Source organism: Peterkaempfera bronchialis, from assembly GCF_003258605.2.
Taxonomy (GTDB): Bacteria; Actinomycetota; Actinomycetes; order Streptomycetales; family Streptomycetaceae; genus Peterkaempfera; species Peterkaempfera bronchialis.
Genome location: NZ_CP031264.1, coordinates 3,810,393 through 3,830,634, shown reverse-complemented (window position 1 = coordinate 3,830,634; position 20,242 = coordinate 3,810,393). Strand labels below are relative to the sequence as shown.

Here is a 20,242-nt window from a genome sequence, read left to right as displayed (position 1 = left end):
TCAGCGCTCCTGTTCCTGGACGGCCGCAGCCGCCTCCTGCATGGTCGGGCCCGCCTCGGCCTGCGCCGCCTCGGCCTGCGCCAGCAGCCTCTCGGCCTCCTCGGGGTCCAGCCCGGCCAGTTCGTCCGCCAGTAGGTCCACCTCGTCGCCGGCTGCGTCCGGGCCGGCCACCCGGGCGTCAAGGCGCTGCTGGACCAGGGCGGCCAGGGCGACGGGGGTCGGCTCGCCCAGGATGTCGGCCAGCGGCACCTCGGCGGCGAACTGGTCGCGTACGTCGGAGAGCAGCCGGACGATCAGCAGCGAGTCGCCGCCGAACTCGAAGATGTCGCCGTCTAGCGGTAGATCAGGCTGGCCGAGCGCATCCCGCACCATCCGCGCGACCTGTTCGGTGAGGTCCCCGTCCGCCCCGCTGCCCGTGCCGTCCTCGGCGGCCCCGGCCGTGGCGGTCGGCTCGGCGATGCGGTCGTTGCGCACCCACTGGTCGAGCCGGTGGTCGAGGTCCCAGGTGGAGACAGCGACATGGGAGATGTCACGCAGGGTCAGCAGCCGGCGGACGACCTCCAAGCCCTCCTCTGGCTGGATCGCCTTGTCGTCCATGCTGCGGCCGATCGCCGAGATGGCCCGCTTCTCGTCCTGGTGGTGCTGCCAGACGTCCCAGGCGGCGCTGATCCACACGGTGCGGTCCAGGTCCCGGTTGGCGCGTTCGGCCGCCGCGTCCATGAAGTGGTTGGCGGCGCCGTAGCCGAGCAGCCGCAGGCCGCCCAGCACACCGGCCAGCGAGGAGAGCAGCAGGCAGAAGTCGACCGGGTGGTCGGCGAGGACCTTCTCCAGGGCGATCTGGCCGTGGGCCTTGGGAACGAAGTGCCACTGGCACTGCTCGACGCTGGCCGCCGTGATGGCGCGGTCCCACTGCTCGCTCGGCAGGCCGGCCGCGTGCACCACCCCATCGAGTCGGCCGAACTGGGCCTTGACCTTCTCGACCGCGGTGCGCAGCGCGGCCTCGTCGGCCACGTCGGCGTTGACCAGGAAGAGCGTGGCGCCGTCCGCCTCCAGTGCGCGCAGCCGGGCGATCCTCAGTGCGGTCTCGTCCTCGGCCGGGTGGTCCGCAAGCCAGGCGTCCCAGCCGTCCCGCGCGGGCAGTGCCTCCCGGGTGAGCAGCGCGAGCCGCGCCCCGCACTCGCGGTACAGCCAGCGCGCGAGGGTGGAGCCGATCTCACCGAGTCCGCCGGTGATCAGGTACACCCCGCCGTCCTTCAGCCGGGATTCGGCGTCGGCGGTCCAGTCGGCCCGTACCGGGGCCAGCTCGGCGATCCAGCGGGTGGCCCCGCGCAGCGTGACGGCCACCTCCGGGTGCCGCCGGGTGGCCAGTTCGGCGGCGAGGGTACGCAGTGACCGCTCGTCGACCGTTGCGGGGAGGTCGAAGTGGCGCGCGCCGATGTTGCCGTGCTCCTGGCCGATGACCCGGGCTGCCACGCCGAGGGTGACCAGTTCGGCGTGGGGCGCGGGCTCGGCGGGGGTGACGGCGTACGCGCCCGCGCTGACCAGGTCCAGTTGGAGCGGGCGGGTCACGCCCTGCCCGCTCACCGCCTTGACCAGGGCGATCAGGCTGTAGAGGCCGGTCCGCTGAGCCTGCTCGAACCGCTCGGTACCGCGTTCGGCGGGCAGCGCGGCCGTGGACCACGCGTGCACCACCCGGGCGGGCAGCCGCTCCTCGGCGAGCAGGTCGGCGACCAGCCTGCCGTGGTCCTCCTCGGAGTCGGGCCGCACGGTGAAGGTGTCGCCGTCGCGGCCGTACGCCCCGCCGGCGAGCACCGTGACCACCTCGCCGGTGAAGGCGTGCGCCGCCAGGCGGGCGGCGGTGCCCTCAGGGTCGGCGAAGAGCAGCACGGGCTCGGCGATCGGCCGCGCGGGGGTGTCGGGGGTACCGACGGCCGGTCGCCACACCGGGACCGACAGCCAGTCGTCCAGCGGCAGCTTCCCGGCGTGCACGGCGGCGCCCCGGCCGGAACCGCCCCCAGTCAGGGTGTCGGAGCCGGGCTCCACCCAGTAGCGGGCCCCCTCGAAGGGGTAGGTGGGCAGCGGCACCCGGCCGCAGTCCCGGTCCGCGTAGTGGCCCGCCCAGTCCACCGCGAGGCCGGCCGCCCACAGCCGTCCGAGGGCGGCGTGCATCGCGGTCAGGTCCGCAGCGGCCTCCCGCCCGCGTGCGGCGGAGGTGACCACCGGTACGCCGGTCTCGCGGTCGGGGTGGCGGCGAGTGAAGGTGGCGAGCGTCTGGCCGGGGCCGACTTCGAGGAAGACATGGCTGCCCTCGGCGAGCACGGTGGCCAGGCCGTCGGCGAAGCGGACGGTGTCCCGCAGGTGGCCGCCCCAGTACGCAGGGTCGGTGGCCTCCTCGTCCCGGATCCAGGTGCCGGTGCGGTTGGACAGGAAGGGGATGTGCGGGCGGCCCAGTGCGACCCCGCGCAGCAGTTCGGTCAGCGGCTCGACGGCCGGGTCCATCATCGGCGAGTGGAAGGCGTGCGAGGTGACCACCTTGCGGTGGGCCACGCCCTCAGCGGTGAGCCGGGCGGTCAGCTCCCGGACCGCCTCTCGGGTCCCGGCCACCGTGCAGACGGCGGGCTCGTTGACGGCGGCCAGCGCCACTCCGTCGCCGAGCCGGTCGGCCAGTTCCTCGGGCGGCAGCATGACCGAGGCCATGGCGCCGCCCGGCAGTTCGTCCACCAGTCGGCCGCGCTCGGCCACCACCCGCAGGGCGTCCGGCAGCCCGAACACGCCGGAGAGGGTCGCGGCGACATACTCCCCGACGCTGTGCCCGGCCAGGGCCGCCGGGCGTACGCCCCAGGCTATCCACTGGCGGGCCAGGGCGTACTCGACGGCGAACAGCGCCGGCTGGGTGACCCGGGTGCGGTTGAGGTCGTGGACCGGGCCGGGCAGGCCGCGCAGCGTGGGGTGGAGCGCGTCCCGCAGGTCGAAGCCCAGGTGCGGCAGCAGGAGTTCCGCGCACTCGTCGAGCGTCTCGCGGAAGACCGGCAGATGCTCGTACCAGCCCTCGCCCATGCCCGGGTGCTGGGCGCCCTGGCCGGGGAAGAGCAGCACCACCGGACGGTCGGCGGGCTGACCCGAGTCCTGGTGGGTGTGGCGCGGATCGGCGGTGCGCAGCGCCCGTACGGCCGTCGCCCGGTCCGGGGCGGTGACGACGGCCCGGTAGTTGAAGGTGCGGCGCGCGGTGGCGAGGGTGTACGCGGCGTCGTCGAGACCGGGGTCCCCGGATGCGGACCCCGCCTCGGGGGCGGTGGCCTCCAGGTGGTCGGCGAGCGCGAGCCGGGCGGTCTCCAGCGCGGCCGGCGACTTGGCGGAGACGGGCAGCACCACCACCGGGGCGGCGGGCGCGCGCCGGGCGGCGTCACGGGCCGGAGCCTCCTCCAGGACGACGTGCGCGGTGGTGCCGCCCATGCCGGTGGAGGTGACCGCGCACCGCAGCGGATCGGGTCCGCCGTGCCAGGGCTCGGTCGCGGTGCCCATCCGGAACCGGGTGCCCTGGACCTGGCACTCCGGGTTCCACTCGGTGAAGTTCGGGGTGGGTACCAGCACGCGGTGGCGCAGCATCAGGACGCACTTGATGAGCCCGGCCACGCCCGCAGCCGAGCTGAGGTGGCCGATGTTCGCCTTGACCGAGCCGAGCACAAGCGGCGGCGCCCCGTCGACCTGGTACACCTGGGAGGCGGCGGCCAGCTCGATCGGGTCGCCCATCCTGGTGCCGGTGCCATGCGCCTCCAGATAGCCGACCTCGGCGGGGTCCACACCGGCCACGGCCAGCGCCTCGGCGAGGACGGCAGCCTGTCCCGCGATGCCGGGGGCGGTGTAGCCCACCCGATCGGCGCCGTCGTTGCCCACGGCCGAGCCTCGGATCACCGCCCAGATGGTGTCCCCTTCGGCGAGCGCGTCGGCAAGCCGCTTGAGCACCACGACACCCGCGCCGTTGCCGAACACCGTGCCGTCGGCCCCGGCGTCGAACGGCCGTACCGTGCCGGAGGCCGACGCCATGCCGTCGGGCTCGTGGAGGTACCCGGCCTGCTGCGGGAAGCGCAGTGCCACGCCGCCGGCGAGGGCGACGTCGCACTCCTGGGCCAGCAGGCTCTGCACGGCGGTGTGCACCGCGACCAGGGAGGTCGAGCAGGCGGTCTGGACCGCGATGCTCGGCCCGGTGAGGTTGAGGTGGTATGAGACGCGGGTGGCGAGGTGGTCGTGGTCGTTGCCCATCATGGTCGCCTGGTCGCGGCGCATCCGGCTGATGGAGCCGTTGAACCCCTTCTCCCCGGTGAGCACGTTGTTCAGCAGATAGGTGCTGCTCATCGACCCGACGAAGACGCCGATCCGACCGTCGTACTGCTCCGAGTCATGGCCGCTGTCCTCCAGGGCCGCCCAGGAGGACTGGAGGAAGACCCGCAGCTGCGGGTCCATCCGCTCGGCCTCGCGGGCGGAGAGGTAGAAGAACGACGCGTCGAAAAGGTCGGCGTCCTCGACCACCGAGGCGCGGCGCACATAGTGCGGGTTGGCGGACTCCGCCGTCGGGACCCCGGCGGCGCGCAGCGTCTCGTCGTCCACGTCGGTGATCTGCTCGGTGCCGTCCAGCAGGTTGCGCCAGAACTCCGCGTAGGTGCGGGCCCCCGGCAGCCGGCAGTCCAGGCCGACGACGGCGATCCGGCCTTCCAGGGCTGAATCGTCGTACGGGCGATCAGTCACAAGTCCCTCCCGGGGCGCTGGTCCGGTCCTCGCCGAGGAGCGGGGGTGTCGAGGTGTGGGGTGTGCGGGCCGGGGTGCGCCGGAGGCCGCGCGCCGCGCGGCGGCGGGTGCCGCGTGCCGCCCCGGCTGCGGAGTCCGGGCCGACCAGGGCGGCGGCGGTGGTGGCAGTGGCGGTGGCGGTGGCAGCAGTGGCAGTGGCCTGCCGGATGAGCCGGGTCAGGGCGCGCACGGTCGGCGCCCGGTACAGGTCGGTCATCCGCAGAGCGGGGGCGAGGCCCCGGGTGAGCCGTTCATGGACGGCCGCCACCCGCAGCGAAGTGCCCCCCAGGTCGAAGAAGTTGTCGTCGGGGCCCGCGTCCGCGATCCCCAGCACCTCGCACCAGAGGTCGGTGACCTGCCGCTCCAGCCGGTCGGCGGCCCGCCCACCGACGGCCGCCCGCAGTGGTCGGCCGACCTGTGACGGGTCCGGCAGCGCGGCTCGGTCGATCTTGTGGTTCGCGGTCAGCGGCAGCTCGTCGAGCAGGACGTACGCGGTGGGCACGGCGTGGTCGGGGAGGACCGCGCGCAGGGCGGCGCGCAGCTCGGTGGGGAGCGGCCGTGCCCCCGGCTCCGCCACCAGGTGGGCGGCGAGCTGCCGTTCGCCGAGCCGGTCGGTGAACGGCATGACGACCGCCTCGCGGATCTGCGGCAGCTCCTTGAGCGCGCTCTCCACCTCGCCGGTCTCGACCCGGATGCCGGAGATCTTGACCTGGAAGTCGCGCCGCCCGATCAGCAGCAGCGTGCCGTCGTCCAGCCGCTGTGCGAGGTCGCCGGTGCGGTACGGCTCCCCCGGGGCGGTCGCGCCCGGCGCCAGATAGCGGCCGGCGACCACGATCTCGCCCTCGCCGGCACCGTCGACCGTACGGCCGTCCGGGCCCTCCAGCGTGACCGTGGTCCCGGCCACCGGGCCGCCGAGGGGGAAGACACCGGTGGGCGGCCGGTAGTCCGGTCCGGCGACCCGCAGCAGCGCACAGGAGCACTCGGTGGAGCCGTAGGCGCCCGCGACCCGGCAGTGCGGCTCGAAGGTCCGGCGGTAGGCGTCGAGGTCGGCAAGGTGGAGCGTGTCCCCGCCGAGGGCGAGCATGCGCATGGCCGGGAGCCGGATGCCGCGCGCCTCCATCGCCCGGGCCAGGGCTCGGAAGACCGGCAGTGTGGAGTGGTAGACGGTCAGCTCCTCTGCGGCCATCCAGTCCAGCAGACTGCTGACACCCAGCGCCTTGAGGTCGACCGGGTACAGCGCCGCGCCGTTGAGCAGCGCGGCGAAGGTGTCCTGCACCGCGGAGTCCCAGCTGTACGCGGACTGTAGGGTCAGCCGGTCCCGTGGGCCGATGCCCAGGCCGTCGGTCCACACCCGGGTGTGGTGCAGGACATTTCGGTGCACCTGCGCGACGGGCTTGGGGCGGCCGGTGGAGCCCGAGGTGTACAGCACATACGCCTCGCCGGCCGGGGCCGCGCGCACCGCCGGGTCACCGGCGTCATGGCGTACCAGCTCCTCGTACCCGAGCAGAGGGCGCCCGGCGGCAAGCTTCACGGCAGACGGCAGATGGGCCCGGCCGCACACCAGGGCCCGGGCGCCGGAGTCCGAGGCCATATAGGCGAGCCGCTGCTCGGGGTAGGCCGCGTCCAGTGGAACGTAGGAGAGACCGGCCCGCAGGACGCCCAGCAGCGCGGCGATCATCTCGGCGCCGTGCGAGAAGAGCAGGGCGACCCGGTGTCCCGGCCGCAGCCCGGCCGCAGCCAGCCCTGCGGCCACCCGGGCCGAGCGGTCTGCGGTCTCCTGGTACGTCCAGCGGGTGTCGGGCGTGACCACGGCCGCCCGGCCGGGGTGGGCGGCGGCGATCTCCAGGAACCGGTGGACCAGCGTCCCGGCCCGCTCCGCCTCGGGAAACGGCCGGTGCCCGGTGTCGGCGCCGTCGTGGATGGGGGCGGCGGTCACAGTGCGCGTGGCTCCTCGGCTCGGCCGCCGGATCGGCGGAGGTCGTGCGGGGCGTCCGGCGGGTGGCTGCCGTGGGCGAAGAGGACGGCCGGGTGGGGTGGGCGCTCGCGGAGCTCCGCATAGGCCCGATCGGCCTGCCCGAGCGGGAAGCGGGGCAGCATCATCGCCGCCGGGCGGATGGCGCCGGCATCGATCAGGGCCAGTGCGCGCTGGAGGTTCTCGGTGACGGTGCCCTCGCCGGCGGGCGCGGTGACCTCCGTGAGGCCACGGGCATAGGAGGGGTCGCGGTAACCGGCCCCGCAGCGGGCCGCATAGCGGATGTCGAGGTTGCCCAGTTCGACGCTGAACTCGACCCGGGCGGCGAACCGGCCCACGCCGACCAGGCGCGGCCGACCGGGGGCGCGGCCCGCCCAGCGGGCGGCGGCGGCCACCGTCTCGTCGGCGTCGCCGGTACCGCAGAGCAGCACACAGCGCCCGCCCGCCGACCGACCGCCCGCCGACCGACCGCCGCTCCCGGCCAGGAACGCACCGGCCTCGGCGACGTCCAGGCCGAGCGTCGCCGCCCCGCGCAGCCGGTCCTGCCGTACATCCAGGAGGGTCACCGGGTGGCCGCGTGCGGCGGCGGTCTGGGCGGCCAGCTGTCCGACGATGCCAGCGCCCACGACGGCCACCTCGTCCCCGTCGCAGAGCGTCGCCCGGTCGACGGCGTGCACCGCGGTGGCGGCCAGGCAGGCCACGACGGCGTGGTCCAGGCCGAGCCGGTCGGGAACCTGGCGGCACAGGCGGTGGGGGACGGTCACCACGTCGGCGTGGACCGCCTCGCCCCAGCCCATCGCGATCACCCGGTCGCCGGGGGCGAAGCCGGGCGTTCCGGGACCGGTCGCCTCCACGGTCCCGGCGGAGCAGTAGCCGAGCGGGAACCGCTCGCCGGTGCGCGCAGAGCGGTCCAGGTAGTGCAGCTCGGTGCCGGGGCTGACCAGGCTCCACGCCGCGCGGATGCGCAGCTCGCCACGGCCGGGCGGGCCGCACCGCACCTCCTGGAGCACGGGCAGCGGGGCGCCGTCGGCGACCAGGCGCCGGGAGACCAGCACGGGCGTGTCCGGGGCGGCCGTCACCGTCCGTCCTCCACGGGAGGCGCGGCGGGAGTGGCGGGGGCCGCGATCCAGTGCTCGTCCGGCACGATCTCCAGCTCTTCCCGGAAGTTCTCGATGGGGCCGAGCGGCGTGGGTCGTCCCGAACGCTCATAGGAGGCCCGCCGGTTGCGCTTGCGCTCCAGCCCGAGGTTGAGGCCGACGATGTCCACCGGGCTGTGGCTGAGCAGGCCACGGGCCTGTCCCTCGGCGACCGCCTTGGCCCCGGCCTCGGTACGGATGAACACCCGGCCGTGCTTGTGCTGCCCCGCGCCGCCGACGCTCGCCGCGAAGATGTTCGGGTCGCCGTCGCTGACGCTGACGTCGGCCAGCCCCGACATCCAGTCGCCGCAGGACAGGCACCGGTGGGTCTTGTTGCCCGCGAAGTCCCTGACCGCCTGCCAGAACGCCACCCGGTGGTCGGCGCCGTCGGCGGTCCTGATGCTGATGCCACCGGGGTACTCGCCCTCGCGGTAGCGCAGCCGGACCACGGACTCCAGCGGCACCTCGGCCCGGTCGCGGATCACCGCCGCCGTGCCCTCCGGCCGGGTGCTCGACGAACAGGCCGGTTCGACGGCGAGCACCACCCGGTCGCGCGCCCAGCGCCCGGCCGGGGTGTCCATCGCCTGGAGTTTGCGCAGCGCCTGGATATGGCAGGCCACCCCGGTCATCGCGACCCGGGCGCCCGGTTGACGCTCCATCACCTCGCGCAGCGCCCCCAGGTAGGGGGCCAGCTGGTACGTCGACTGGGCGGTCTCGGTCAGCCCGGCGGGGTCGCGTACCAGGGCCGGGGCCGCCCGCCACGGTTCGTCGCGGTCGCGTCCCATGGAGAGCACCACATCCACGCCGAGCGCCACCATGGCGGTCTGGAGCAGTGCGGTGATGCTGCCGCCGCTGGCGGACGCCTCGAAGACCTCGGGGTCGAGCGCATACCCGGCGACCACCTCGGTGAAGATGCCGGTCCAGCGCTCCTCGGGGGTGCGGGACCGGCCGAAGAGCCGTACCTCGGCGCTGGGGCTGGCCGGGTCGAGACCGGGGCAGACAGCCAGGCAGTCTCCGCACCCGGCGCAGTCCGCCTCGGTCCAGGACTCGGCGGTGAGCACCGGGTCCAGCCCGTCGAAGCCGATCACCCCGGGCGGGCAGACGAGCTGGCAGGCCCCGCAGACGGTGCACAAGTCGGGGCTGAGGACGTCCTTGCGCAGCTGTTCGAAGGTCATGTCAGTGCCTCACTGCCGGAGTCGGCCAGGGCCACGGCATCCGCCAGTCCGGCCGCCAGGGATCGGTAGGCGTCGTCGTCGAGCAGCGCCGGCGGCACGATCTTGACGCTGGCCCCCTCGGGGCCGCCGCCGAAGAGCAGCAGCCGGCCGTGTAGCGCGGCCCGCGTCACCGCCCGGGCGCGGACCGGGTCCGGCCCGCCGTCGCGTACGCAGTCGAAGGCGGCGAGAGCGCCGACGGTACGGACCGAGGCGATCCACGGGTAGCGGGCCGCCAGCGCCCCCAGGTCGGCGGCCATCCTGGCGCCCAGCGCCAGCGCCCTGGCGGGCAGGGCCTCGCTGCGCACGGTGTCGAGCACGGCGGCTGCCGCCGCGCAGGAGACCGGGTGGCCGGAGAAGGTGGAGGTCTGCACACCGGGCGGCAGCGCGTCGACGACATGCCGTTCGCCCACCACCGCGCCGACCGGGAAGCCGTTGCCCAGCGTCTTGCCCAGCAGCGTCAGATCGGGCCGCTCCGCCATCAGCTCGGCGGTGAACAGCCGTCCGGCGCGGCCCAGGCCGGTGTAGATCTCGTCCAGTACAAGCAGCGCCCCCCGGCTGTGCGCCTGACGGGCGATCTCGTCCAGCAGGACGGGGGCCACCTCCAGTATGCCCTCGGTGACCTGGACCGGTTCCAGCACGACGGCGGCGGTCCCGCCGAGCAGGTCGGCCCGGTCGAGCGCGGCGGAGAGGTGTGCGGCGAAGGTCTGTGCGTCGTCCGCCGAGGGCCTGCGCGGATCGGGCAGGTCGGCCCGGACCACCGCATGGGCGGGCAGATCGCTGTGCGGCTTGAACTCATCACGCCAGGTCAGCGCCAGGGCCCCGGCGGTCTTGCCGTGGTAGCCGTGGCGGAAGGCGACCACGGCACGGTGGCCGGTGGCGGCCCGGGCGATCTTCAGCGCCGACTCGACCGCTTCCGCGCCGGTCGCGGTGGGCAGCACGGCCGGCTCGTCATAGGGGCTGATCCGCCCGATGGCGGTGACCATCCGGGTGCGGGCGTCGGAGCCGAGCTTGCAACCGGTGTGGGTGATCCGCAGCAGCTGCTCCGCCGCGGCGGCGGTGACGGCGGTGTGCTGGTGGCCGAGGGTCGCGGCGCCGCTGCCCGACGTCCCGTCGAACCAGGCGGTGCCGTCCTCGGTGAAGAGCCAGGGGCCGTCGCCCCTGACGAACTCGGGCCCGAGCACGGTCCCGGTGGAACGCGCCTCGGGGACCGGGGCCTGCAGTCGCGTCATCGGTCGGTGTCCTCACAGACCCTGGCACCGACGGCGCGCTGCACCTCGGCGAAGTCGGGGAACGACGTCCGGTGGCAGGCACCGCCGGAGACGGTGGTGCGGCCGGGCAGGCTCATCGCGAGGGTCGCGGCGGCCATGGCGATGCGGTGGTCCTCAAAGGCGGGCACCCGCCCGGCCCGCAGCACCGTCCCGCCGTGCACGGCCAACCCGTCGCCGACCGTCCCGACGGTGGCCCCGAACGCCCGGACCATCCCAGCGGTGGTGGCCAGCCGGTCGGTCTCCTTGAAACGGAGCTCTTCCGCGCAGCCGATCCACGAGTCCCCCGGCAGGGTGGCGGCCACTGCGGCGAGCAGCGGTACCTCGTCGATCAGGGCGTGCAGCAGCGCCGGATCGTCCACCCGGACCGCGCGGACCGAGTCCAGTCCGCCGTCGACCACGATCGTGCCCACCGGTTCACCGGCCGAGGTGGTGCCCCGGTCCTGGTAGTCGATGTCCGCACCGGCCGCGCGCAGCACCTCGAAGAAGCCGAGCCGGGTGGGGTTGAGGCAGACGTACGGCACCCGCAGCTCCCCGCCGGTGCCGTACAGCAGCCGAGCCGCCACCGGATAGGCCGCGAGCGAGGGGTCGGCGGGCACCTCGATCACCGGGGGCACGGTGTACGGGCCGCCGTCGTACGCCACCTGTCCGTCGTCCGCCGTCAGCCCGGCGCCGAAGGCGGCGAGCATCCGCTCGGTGTGGTCGCGGGATCTGACGGAGTGGCGCACGGTGACCGGCAGTCCGGCGGCCACGGCGGCCAGCAGCACGCCGGAGCGCGCCTGTGCGCTGCCCACGCACAGCTCGACGGTGCCGGGCCGGTGCACTGGGCCGCCGACCAGGACCGGCAGCCGTCCGGGGGCGCCCAGGTAGCTGAGGCGCGCTCCCAGTTCGACCAGCGGCTCCACCAGCCAGTCCATCGGCCGGTGGCGCAGCACATCGTCACCGTCGACGATCGCGGTGGTCCCGCTGCCGGCGAGCACCCCGATGAGCAGGCGGGCTGCCGCGCTCGACCCCTCAGTCTGTAGGTAGGGGATGTCGCGCGGCCACCCGCCGCCGGTCGGGTGCGACCGGGTCGGCTGGGGTACGGGCGTCGCCGTGCGCCGCACGGTGAGCGTCCGGTCCTGCGCCGTCACCTCGACGCCCAGGGCCGCCATCGCCGGCAGCAGCGCGCGTACCGCCCCGCCGAGGTTGGCGTTGCGCACCGTCGACACGGCGGGGGCGCCGGGCAGCAGGGCCGCGAGCAGCGCGCGGTGGCTCACCGACTTGTCGCCGGGCACCGTGACCTCGATCCGTCCACTGCCGCGCCGCGCCCTTCCGCCGTCTACCACGAGGTCCGCCGCCGCAGTCGCGGGCATGGCGAATTCCTGGATCTCCAGCACGGGCACTCCTCTTCCCGGCGGCGGCGGGGCCACCGGCACAGTGGTGTTCGGTGACGGGCACATCTCCGCGCCGGCGGGCGGCCACCGGGGCAGTCGGCGACCGGCGGCGCCGGCATACACAGGGATTCGGCGGGGGGACCCGGACCTCGCTCAAGCTGCCACGATCCGGGGCCGGTCCACAGGGGGATGCGCTGGCCGCCCCCTGACGTGGCCCCAACCGGACAACCCGGCGGCCCCCGACCCCCGCTGTGAGTAGCGCCGACCGCCAGCCGACCGCCGACCGACCGCCAAGCGGCAGACGGCAGTCGGGCATTCGGGCGCCGGGCGATCGCATCGGTCACGATCGCGAACGGGGTATTAGCATGCGATGGGGATCTCGGACACGGACACTGGGGGCATGACGTGCGAGACGATGCTTACGCTCGGTCTCAGCAGCTGTTCCGCTACATGCTGAACAATCCCGACTGGACGCCGGACCAGGCCCGTCGCGAACTCGACCTCTCCCAGATCGGCTATGAACTGGCCCTGCACACCCTGCTGGAGGCGGGCCTGCTGCGGGCGACCTCCGACTCCCGCGGCTTCACCCCGGTCGCGCCCGAGACCGCGGTCGCCTGGCTGCTGGCGGTGGAGGAGGAGAGCGCCGCGAGATGGATCTCCGCCGTGCAGGAGCGGCGTTCGACGATCTCCGCGCTGGCGGCGAACATGATGCAGCTCCAGGCGAAGTCCAGCACCGAGACCCGGATCCAGTTGCTGACCGGCGAGGAGCGCATCTCGGCGGCGCTGCACGGGGCGTCGGTGACCGTGCAGTCGGAGATCCTCTCCATGCATCCGGGGGCGCCGCTGCCCAAGGAGGCGCTGGAGGCCAGCATGGCCCGCAACCGCTCGGTGCTGGAACGGGGCGTGACCATGAGGTCGATCCATCTGGAGGCCATGGACAGGGTGCCATACGCCAAGGCGCACCTGGAAGCGCTCCAGGAGTCGGGCTGCCAGGTCCGGGTGACGCCGACCCTGCCGTTCCGGCTGATCCTGGTCGACCAGGTGCTCGCCTATGTGACCGCCCCGGTCAAGGGCGCCGGGCTGTCCGCGCTGGAGATCAGGGGCGACGAGGTCTGCTGGCTGCTGCGCCAAGCCTTCGAACACTGTTGGCTGCACGGCAGACCGGTGGTGCGGAGCGGAAGCGCGGAGGAGGGGGTGGACCTGTCGGACCGGGAGAAGGCGGTGCTACGCATGTTGGCCGCCGGCTACACCGACGACTCGGTGGCGCGCGCCCTGGGCATCTCCACCCGGACGCTGCGGCGGATGACAACCATGATCCTGGAGAAGATCGGTGCCCGCAGCCGCTTCGAGGCCGGTGTCAGAAGCGCCATGCTGTCGCTGATCTAAGGGGCTGTCCGGTCGCGGAAACGGCCTTTCCCGGACAGGCGCCGGGCATGGACACGGGCCCCCGCACTCCGTTGGATGAACGAGGACGGACCCTGCTGCCGCCCCCGTGCGCCGCACCGCCGAAGACAGGGAATCAGATGGCCTTCCCCGACGTGGCACCGCCCCCACGCATACTGGTGGGCGCACCCCGACTCACCGACCGCGTCGTGTGGTTGCGCCCGCTGCGGATGGCCGACGCCCCTGCGGTGGCCCGGTCCGGCGACGACCCCGAGGTAGCCCGCTGGACGCCCTTCCCGTCCCCCTTCAGCGAGCAGGACGCCAGGAACTGGATCGCCACCCAGTCCACGGCCGGCACCGTCGACCTGGCCGTCACCGACCGCGAGAGCGGCCCGGAGATCCTCGGCTGGGTCGGTCTGCATGACATCGACCTGCCGCAGCGGCGGGCCGAACTGGGCATCTGGCTGGCGGCAGGCGCGCGCGGCCGGGGCGTCGCGCGCCGCGCCATCGCCCTGCTCACCAACTGGGGCTTCCGGGAACTGGGCCTGCTGAGGATCGCCGCGCTCTGCCTGAGCGAGAACGCCGTCGGCCGCCGGACCATGGAGTCGGCCGGTTTCGCTCCCGAGGGCGTGCTGCGCGGCTACGAGGACGTGAAGGGCGTGCGCCACGACACCGCGATCCTCGGCATGGTCCACCCGGACCTGTGCGGCTAGACCTCAGATCCGGCGGACGAAGGAGACCCGGTCCAGCCCCGGTCCGTCGTAGTCCGGCTGGACAGGGCGCCCCTCGAATTCCGCAGGGCTGGGCTCCACGTCGAAACCCATACGGGTGTGGAATTCATAGGAGCCCGAATTAGCGGCCGAGGTGATGGCCCGCACCACACTGCGCCCGTGACCCCGACTGTAGTCGAAGAAGAGACCGTAGAGATACCGGCCGAGACCGCCGCGCTGCTCCTCGGGCGACACTCCGACGAAATGCACATAGCTTTCGTCGTGCCTCGATTGGGAGAGGAATCCCACCAGGAATCCGACCAGTTCGCCGTCCCGCTCTGCAATGAAACTGCTGTCGGCGAAATGCTGGAAGAACAGGCGGGGCAGCAGCAGCGCCCGCTGAACACTTCCGGTACTGCCCTCGAACCCTCCCCACCAGCGGTCCAGCACCCGCAGAACAGACGGATGATCATCGGCTACCGGATGGCGGACGGCCAGGTCCCTGAATTCCATTTCCGACATGTTCGAGATGCTAGCACCAACAGCCGGGTGCCCGGGGGCCTACTCCGGCCATACCGGAAGTGGACATGTCCGCAGGCGGACGGCCAACGATCCTGTACAGGAACCCAGCGGGCCAGCAGTATTCCACCGTTCCCTCGACGGTTTAGGGAGAAAGATCTATGCCGGGCTCTCCTCTCTCCGCAGCAGCCGATATTCGAGACAGGCTGCACGCCGCCGGACTCGTCCTCCACCTGGAGGACGGGGCACTTCGCTATTCAGCCCCGCCCGGAGCCCTCACCGAGGAACTGCGCAGGGAGGTCCGCGCCTGCCGCGAGGACCTCATCGCGCTTCTGCGGCAGGAGGCGCAGCGCGCCGAGGACGGCTGGCACTTCACCGCGTCCCCCGAGTCCGCGCACGCCCCCTTCCCACTGACCGACCTCCAGCAGGCGTATCTGATCGGCGAGCAGGAGTTCTACGACCACTCGGCGCCTGCGGTGTTCGTACACGAGTACGCCTTCCCGGCCGAGGCGCTGCCGGACCCGGACGCGCTGCAGACCGCCCTCAGCCTGCTGCGCCGGGCGCACGGGGCGCTGCGGCTGGCCGTCTCCGCCGACGGCACCCAGCAGATCCGGCCGGTCCACGACGGGCCCGAGCCACGCATGGTCGACCGGCGTGACCTGACGGCGCTGCCCGGCGGGCCGGCCGAGCGGGAACTGCTGTTGCTGCGTGAACGCCTCGCCGAGGATCTGCCCCCGTACGCCGAGGGGCGCCCTTTCCTGGTCCGCCTCGTCCTGCTGCCCGACGGCACGGCCCGGCTCCAGATCGCCCTGCGGCTGATCGCCTTCGACGGCGTCACGACCCAGCTGTTCTTCACCGAACTGGCCCGATGTTGCGCCGATCCGGACTACCTCCCGCAGACCGTGGTGCTCTCCTTCCGAGACTACGTCCGGGGGCTTGAGGAGCGGCGAGCCGCCGGTGCGCACCGCTCTGCCCGGCGCTACTGGGAGCGGCGGGCCGTCGAACTGCCGCCCGCCCCAGCGCTGCCCTCCGCCGTACTGCCCTCCGCGCCGCAACCGCCCGTCCCCGTGCCGGCCGCCGAACCCTTACTCCCGCCGCAGCCGCCCGCCGACAGCCCAGCCGAGCCCGAGCCGCCCCGGGGCAGCGCGCTGCGACGCCTCTCCACCCGCCTCGACCCCGCCTCATGGGCACGCCTGCGGGCGCATGCAGCAACCGCCGGCCTGCCCGCCGGCAGCGCGCTGTTCGGGCTCTTCGTCGAGTCGCTGCACCGCTGGTCCGACGGAGCCGCCGGGGTACTGACCGTCCTGGCCGCGCACCGCCCCGGCAGCCACCCGGACATCGCCCGGGTCTGGGGCAACGCCAGCACCACCGTGCTGGTCGGCTACGGCCCGTCGCAGCCAGAGGCGGCCTTCACCGACCGGTGCCGCCTCGTGCAACGCGGGCTCTACGCCGATCTGGCCGAGCTGGAGGTCTCCGGCGTCGAGGTGAGCCGCATCCTGCAAGGTCTCAGGGCGGGCACCGGCAGCCCGGCGCCGGTGGTCTTCACCAGCGGGCTGGACCTGGTCGACGGGGCCCCGGGCGGCTTTCTGCTGCCGCTGCCGGGCGCCGCGCTTGTACACAGTTCCATCAGCACCCCGCAGATCCTGCTCGACCACCAGGTCTACGAGGAGGCCGGGGAGCTGGTCTGCAACTTCGACTACGCCGAGGACGCTTATCCGCCGCGCCTGGTCGAGGAACTGGCCGACTACCACCAGGCGAGGCTGCGCGCCCTGGCCGACGCCCAGGAGGAGTGGTCCAGGCCCGGGCCGCCGGCGCTGCCCGCCGCCCAGCTGGCCGACCGGCTGCGGGCCAATGACACCGGTACGCCGCTGCCCTCCGGCACCCTGCACTCCTCTGCGGTGGCGTCCTGCGGCGCGGCACCGGACGCGCCGGCCGTGCACGACGCCGCAGGCACCCTGAGCCGGGCCGGACTGGAGGCGGCCTCCGCAGCACTCGCGCTCCGGCTGCGCACGCTGGGCGTCGGCGACGACCCCGGCGGGCCCCGCCTGGTCGGCATCCGGGTGCCGCGAGGCCGCGCACAGTCGGTCGCCGTGCTGGGAGTGCTGCGCGCCGGCGGCGCCTATGTGCCGATCGACCCGGGCTGGCCCGCAGCGCGGGTGAGCGCCGTCCTACGGCACAGCGGCGCCCGCGCGCTGGTCGGCGACTCCTGGCCGGAGCTGGACGCATGCCTCCCCGAAGAGGTGCGCGTCATCCCCGTCAACGACGGCCCGGTCCCCCCGGGCGGTCCCGCGCGGCGGCACCCCGGCCGCGAAGCGCCCGGTGGTTCCCCCGACCGCACGGCCTATGTCATCTACACCTCCGGCTCGACCGGCGACCCCAAGGGCGTGGCCATCACCCACCGGGCGGTGGTCAACACGCTTCAGGACCTCACCTCGCGCTTCGCCCTGAGCGACCGCGACAAGGTCTTCGCCGTCTCCTCGCTCGCCTTCGACCTGTCGGTCTTCGACCAGTTCGCGCTGCTCGGCTGCGGGGGCTCGGTGGTCTGCCCGCCGGACAGCCCCGTACCGGACCCGCAGACCTGGGCGGAGTACGTGCACCGGCACGGCGCGACCGTGTGGAACTCGGTACCGGCCCTGCTGCTGCTTACCCTGGAGTACCTCGGCGACCGGGCCCGCGAGCTGCTCTCCTCGCTGCGCCTGGTCATGCTCAGCGGCGACTGGGTGCCCCTGCCGCTGCTGGACCGGCTGGCCGACGCCTGCCCCGGTGCCGAGGTCGTGGTGATGGGCGGGGCCACCGAGGCGTCGATCTGGTCCAACATCTTCCCCGCCGCCGACCTGCCGACCGGCTGGCAGAGCGTCCCCTACGGGACCCCGCTGGCGAACCAGACGATGCACGTCCTGGACCGGGGTCAGGCCGACAGCCCGACCTGGGTGCCCGGCGACCTCTACATCGGCGGCGCCGGGCTGGCCTCGGGCTACCTCGAAGAGCCGGAGCGCACCGCCGCCGCCTTCCTCCACCACCCCCGCACCGGCGAGCGGCTGTACCGCACCGGCGACCGCGCCCGCTACCGGCCCGGCGGCGTCCTGGAGTTCCTGGGCCGCGCCGACCAGCAGGTGAAGATCAATGGCTACCGGGTCGAACTGGGCGAGATCGAGGCCCAGTTGACCAGGCTGCCCGGCATCTGCTCGGCGGTCGCCCTGGTGGACACCTCACGCGGTGAACCGTTCCTCGCCGCATTCACCGTCCGGGACCGCCCCGAGTGGGCCGACCTCGGGCCGGGTGGCACGGCCGGGCCCGACGGCGAGGCCAAGCCTGACAGCGAGGCGGTACGGGCCGCGCTCGGCCGCGCACTGCCGCCGTACATGGTGCCCTCGCTCGTACTTGACCTTCCCAAACTGCCCCTGAGCGGCAATGGCAAGGTGGACCGCAAGGCGCTGCTCGACCGGCTGGCCGACGCCGTACGGACCGCGCCGGGGTCCGACCGGCCGGACCCCGGCGGCCCGGCCGAGGGGCACCGGCGCGGCCCGGCAACCAGGACGGAGGCCCGCCTGCTCGACCTCTGGCGGGAACTGCTCGGCCCGGCCGTGTGCGATGTCACCGACGACTTCTTCGCCCTCGGCGGCAACTCGCTGGGCGCGGTGCGGCTCTTCCGCCGGATCGAGACGGTCTTCGGCAGGCGGCTGCCGCTCGCCTCGCTCTTCGCCAGCAGGACGGTCCGCGACCAGGCGGCACTGCTCGGCTGTGACGCCGGAACGGCGTCCGGGGACGGCCCGGGGCCGCTGGTCGGACTGGGCGGCGACGGAGCGCAGCATGTGGTGTTTGTGCATCCGATCGGCGGCGATGTGCTGTGCTACCAGCCGATCGTCTCCGCCGTACAGGCCCGGAGCAGCACAGCGGCGCTGGTCTCGCTGCACGGGCTGCGGGCCGCCGGGCCGACCGGCCGGAGCAACCCCGCGAACAGTGTCGACGCCATGGCACGCGACTACGCCCGCGCCCTCCTCGGGGCGCTGCCCACGGGCCCGCTGCACCTGGCGGGCTGGTCGATGGGCGGCGCGGTGGCCCTGCACACGGCGGTGCTCCTGGAGCGTGCGGGCCGGACGGTGACCTCCCTGACCACCGTCGATGCGTTTGTCGGCCGTCCCGACGCATGCGCGCCCGACCTCTCCGTCCGGCTGGCCGGCTTCTTCGGCGACCTGACCGGGCGCGGCGACCTCGCCGAACGGCTTCCCGCCGGGGCCCCGGGCGCGACCGACGACGAGCGGCTGCTCGCCGCCCACGACGCCCTGGTGGCCGCCGGGTTGCTGGACGGCCCGGTCGAACCGGCCGAGCTGCTGCGGCTCTTCACCCTCTACCGCGACAACTCCGAAATCCTGGAGCGCCATGTACCGGTCGGCTGGCAGGCCGCGCTGCCGGCCGAGCGGCCCGCCCCGCCCTGGCTGCTGATCCGGGCCGAAGGCACCCGGCACGACGCCTTCCCCGCCCTGATGCCGCTCGACAGGGCGCTTCCGACCGCGCGGCCCACCGCGCTGCCGCTCACGGTGCGGACGGTGGCCGAGGACCACTTCTCGGTCGTCCGGGGCGCGGGCGCGGTGCGGCTGGCCGACCGGATCGCCGAGGTGGTCGAGCAGACCGCCGCCGTCGGCAGCGCCGGTCTTCCCTTCCAGGTGCAAGGAGCGCGCGGATGACCCTGCTCGGTGCCGAGCGCGCCCTGCTCGAACGCTGCCTGCCCGGCTTCGACGAGCGGCTGGCGCGGTTGGGCGTCGCGGCGGCGGAGGACCCGGACAGCGGGGTGCTCGGGGCCTTCCGCCGGGCAGGCGGCGGCAATCTGCTGATCCCGACCGCCATGGGCGGCGCCGGTCTGGGCTGCCGGGACGGGGTGCGGCTCCAGCAGGCGATCGGCAGCCGGGCGCCCTCACTCGCCGTCGCGTCGACCATGCACCACTACAAGGTCGCCTGGCTGGCCAGTGCGCTGGGCGCGGAGGCCGCGGACATCCTGCGCGAGGTGGTGACGGCCCGCCACCTCGTCGCGTCCTGCGGCGCGGAGGGCCAGGTCGGCCGGAACCTGTTCACGCCGGGCATCGAGGTCTGCGCGGCCGACGGCGGTGTGACCGTGTCGGGGTCCAAGCGGCCCTGCTCGCTGACCGGTTCGATGGGCCTGCTGTCCATGTCCGCGATCGCGCCCGCCGGGACCGCCTACGAGGGCCAGCTGCTCATCCTGATGATCCCGGCGACGGCTGCCGGGCTGCGGCGGCAGCCGTTCTGGCGTAACCGGGTGCTGCGCGCCGCCGAGACCGATGCGGTGGAGCTGGACCGCGTGCACGTCCCGAACTCCATGATCATCCCGCTGGGCGACGCTGCGCTGTCCTCCGGGCGGTTCGTCTCCAACCTCCTCTGGTTCCAACTGCTCATCACCGCCGCCTACCTGGGGGTCGCCATCGGCCAGGTGGAGCGGGTGCTCAGCGGCAAGCGCGGTACCCCGGGCGACCGGGTGGCGGCGCTGGCCCCGCTGGAGACGGCCGGTGCGGCGCTGGAGTGCACGGCCCGTGAGGTGGACGACGGCCGGTGCGACGACGACCTGCTCGGGCGCGCGCTGCTGGTCCGCTACACAGCCCAGCGCGCCATCGCCGAGGCCACCGACCGCGCCCTCGAACTCGCCGGCGGGATGCCCTTTGTGACCGGGAGCGAGGGGCTCGACGCCCTCGGCGCCAGCCGTGGCCTGGCCTTCCACCCGCCGGCCGAGATCTCGGTACGGGAACGGCTGGACACCTGGCTCGGCGGCGGCGGGCTCACGCTGATGTGACCCTCACGCCCTCCAGCACCTCCCCTGCCGATGCACCGACCCGACGCACCGATGACCCCTTCCGGACGCAGCACCAGGAGACTCG

11 protein-coding genes are annotated in these 20,242 nt (G+C 74.0%); 4 read left to right on the top strand and 7 right to left on the bottom strand.

Features of this window, described 5'->3' with window-relative positions; all coding sequences use genetic code 11:
• The 6 genes from C7M71_RS16980 to C7M71_RS16950 are packed head-to-tail and all read right to left on the bottom strand — an operon-like array spanning position 1 to position 11,748.
• Positions 1-4,743, bottom strand: a complete 4,743-nt coding sequence (locus C7M71_RS16980) for a type I polyketide synthase (protein WP_111489529.1) — start codon at positions 4,741-4,743, stop codon at positions 1-3.
• Positions 4,736-6,718 (bottom strand): non-ribosomal peptide synthetase, encoded by a 1,983-nt coding sequence (locus tag C7M71_RS30715; protein ID WP_162824282.1) that lies wholly within the window; start codon positions 6,716-6,718, stop codon positions 4,736-4,738. The genes C7M71_RS16980 and C7M71_RS30715 overlap by 8 nt, the downstream gene beginning before the upstream one ends.
• Positions 6,715-7,833: a 3-hydroxyacyl-CoA dehydrogenase NAD-binding domain-containing protein gene (locus C7M71_RS16965; RefSeq protein ID WP_111489530.1), complete on the bottom strand. Its 1,119-nt coding sequence runs from the start codon at positions 7,831-7,833 to the stop codon at positions 6,715-6,717. The genes C7M71_RS30715 and C7M71_RS16965 overlap by 4 nt, the downstream gene beginning before the upstream one ends.
• On the bottom strand, positions 7,830-9,065 hold the full coding sequence (locus C7M71_RS16960; RefSeq protein WP_111489531.1) for a Coenzyme F420 hydrogenase/dehydrogenase, beta subunit C-terminal domain: 1,236 nt from the start codon (positions 9,063-9,065) through the stop codon (positions 7,830-7,832). Before C7M71_RS16960 ends, C7M71_RS16965 begins: the two co-directional genes overlap by 4 nt.
• The gene (locus C7M71_RS16955; protein WP_111489532.1) at positions 9,062-10,333 is read right to left on the bottom strand and encodes an aspartate aminotransferase family protein; all 1,272 of its coding nucleotides are present in this window, start codon (positions 10,331-10,333) and stop codon (positions 9,062-9,064) included. Before C7M71_RS16955 ends, C7M71_RS16960 begins: the two co-directional genes overlap by 4 nt.
• The gene (locus tag C7M71_RS16950) at positions 10,330-11,748 is read right to left on the bottom strand and encodes a 3-phosphoshikimate 1-carboxyvinyltransferase (RefSeq protein WP_229758772.1); all 1,419 of its coding nucleotides are present in this window, start codon (positions 11,746-11,748) and stop codon (positions 10,330-10,332) included. The genes C7M71_RS16955 and C7M71_RS16950 overlap by 4 nt, the downstream gene beginning before the upstream one ends.
• A 447-nt stretch (positions 11,749-12,195) precedes the next feature.
• Here C7M71_RS16950 and C7M71_RS16945 point away from each other — a divergent pair, with 447 nt between their 5' ends.
• Positions 12,196-13,131 carry a helix-turn-helix transcriptional regulator gene (locus tag C7M71_RS16945; protein WP_111489534.1) on the top strand — a complete coding sequence of 312 codons (936 nt, stop codon included), beginning with the start codon at positions 12,196-12,198 and terminating at the stop codon, positions 13,129-13,131.
• 137 nt (positions 13,132-13,268) lie between these two features.
• Entirely contained in the window at positions 13,269-13,841 is a 573-nt protein-coding gene (locus tag C7M71_RS16940) for a GNAT family N-acetyltransferase (protein ID WP_162824281.1), read from the top strand.
• Positions 13,842-13,844: 3 nt separating this feature from the next.
• Here the strand turns inward: C7M71_RS16940 and C7M71_RS16935 are convergent, their stop codons facing one another.
• Positions 13,845-14,360 (bottom strand): GNAT family N-acetyltransferase, encoded by a 516-nt coding sequence (locus C7M71_RS16935; RefSeq protein ID WP_175607699.1) that lies wholly within the window; start codon positions 14,358-14,360, stop codon positions 13,845-13,847.
• Between the two features lie 158 nt (positions 14,361-14,518).
• On the opposite strand from C7M71_RS16935, the gene C7M71_RS16930 reads away from it, so the two are divergent.
• Both C7M71_RS16930 and C7M71_RS16925 read left to right on the top strand, forming a co-directional pair.
• Positions 14,519-19,042: a non-ribosomal peptide synthetase gene (locus tag C7M71_RS16930; protein WP_111489536.1), complete on the top strand. Its 4,524-nt coding sequence runs from the start codon at positions 14,519-14,521 to the stop codon at positions 19,040-19,042.
• On the top strand, positions 19,039-20,157 hold the full coding sequence (locus tag C7M71_RS16925) for an acyl-CoA dehydrogenase family protein (RefSeq protein ID WP_111489537.1): 1,119 nt from the start codon (positions 19,039-19,041) through the stop codon (positions 20,155-20,157). Before C7M71_RS16930 ends, C7M71_RS16925 begins: the two co-directional genes overlap by 4 nt.
• Positions 20,158-20,242 lie beyond the last annotated feature (85 nt).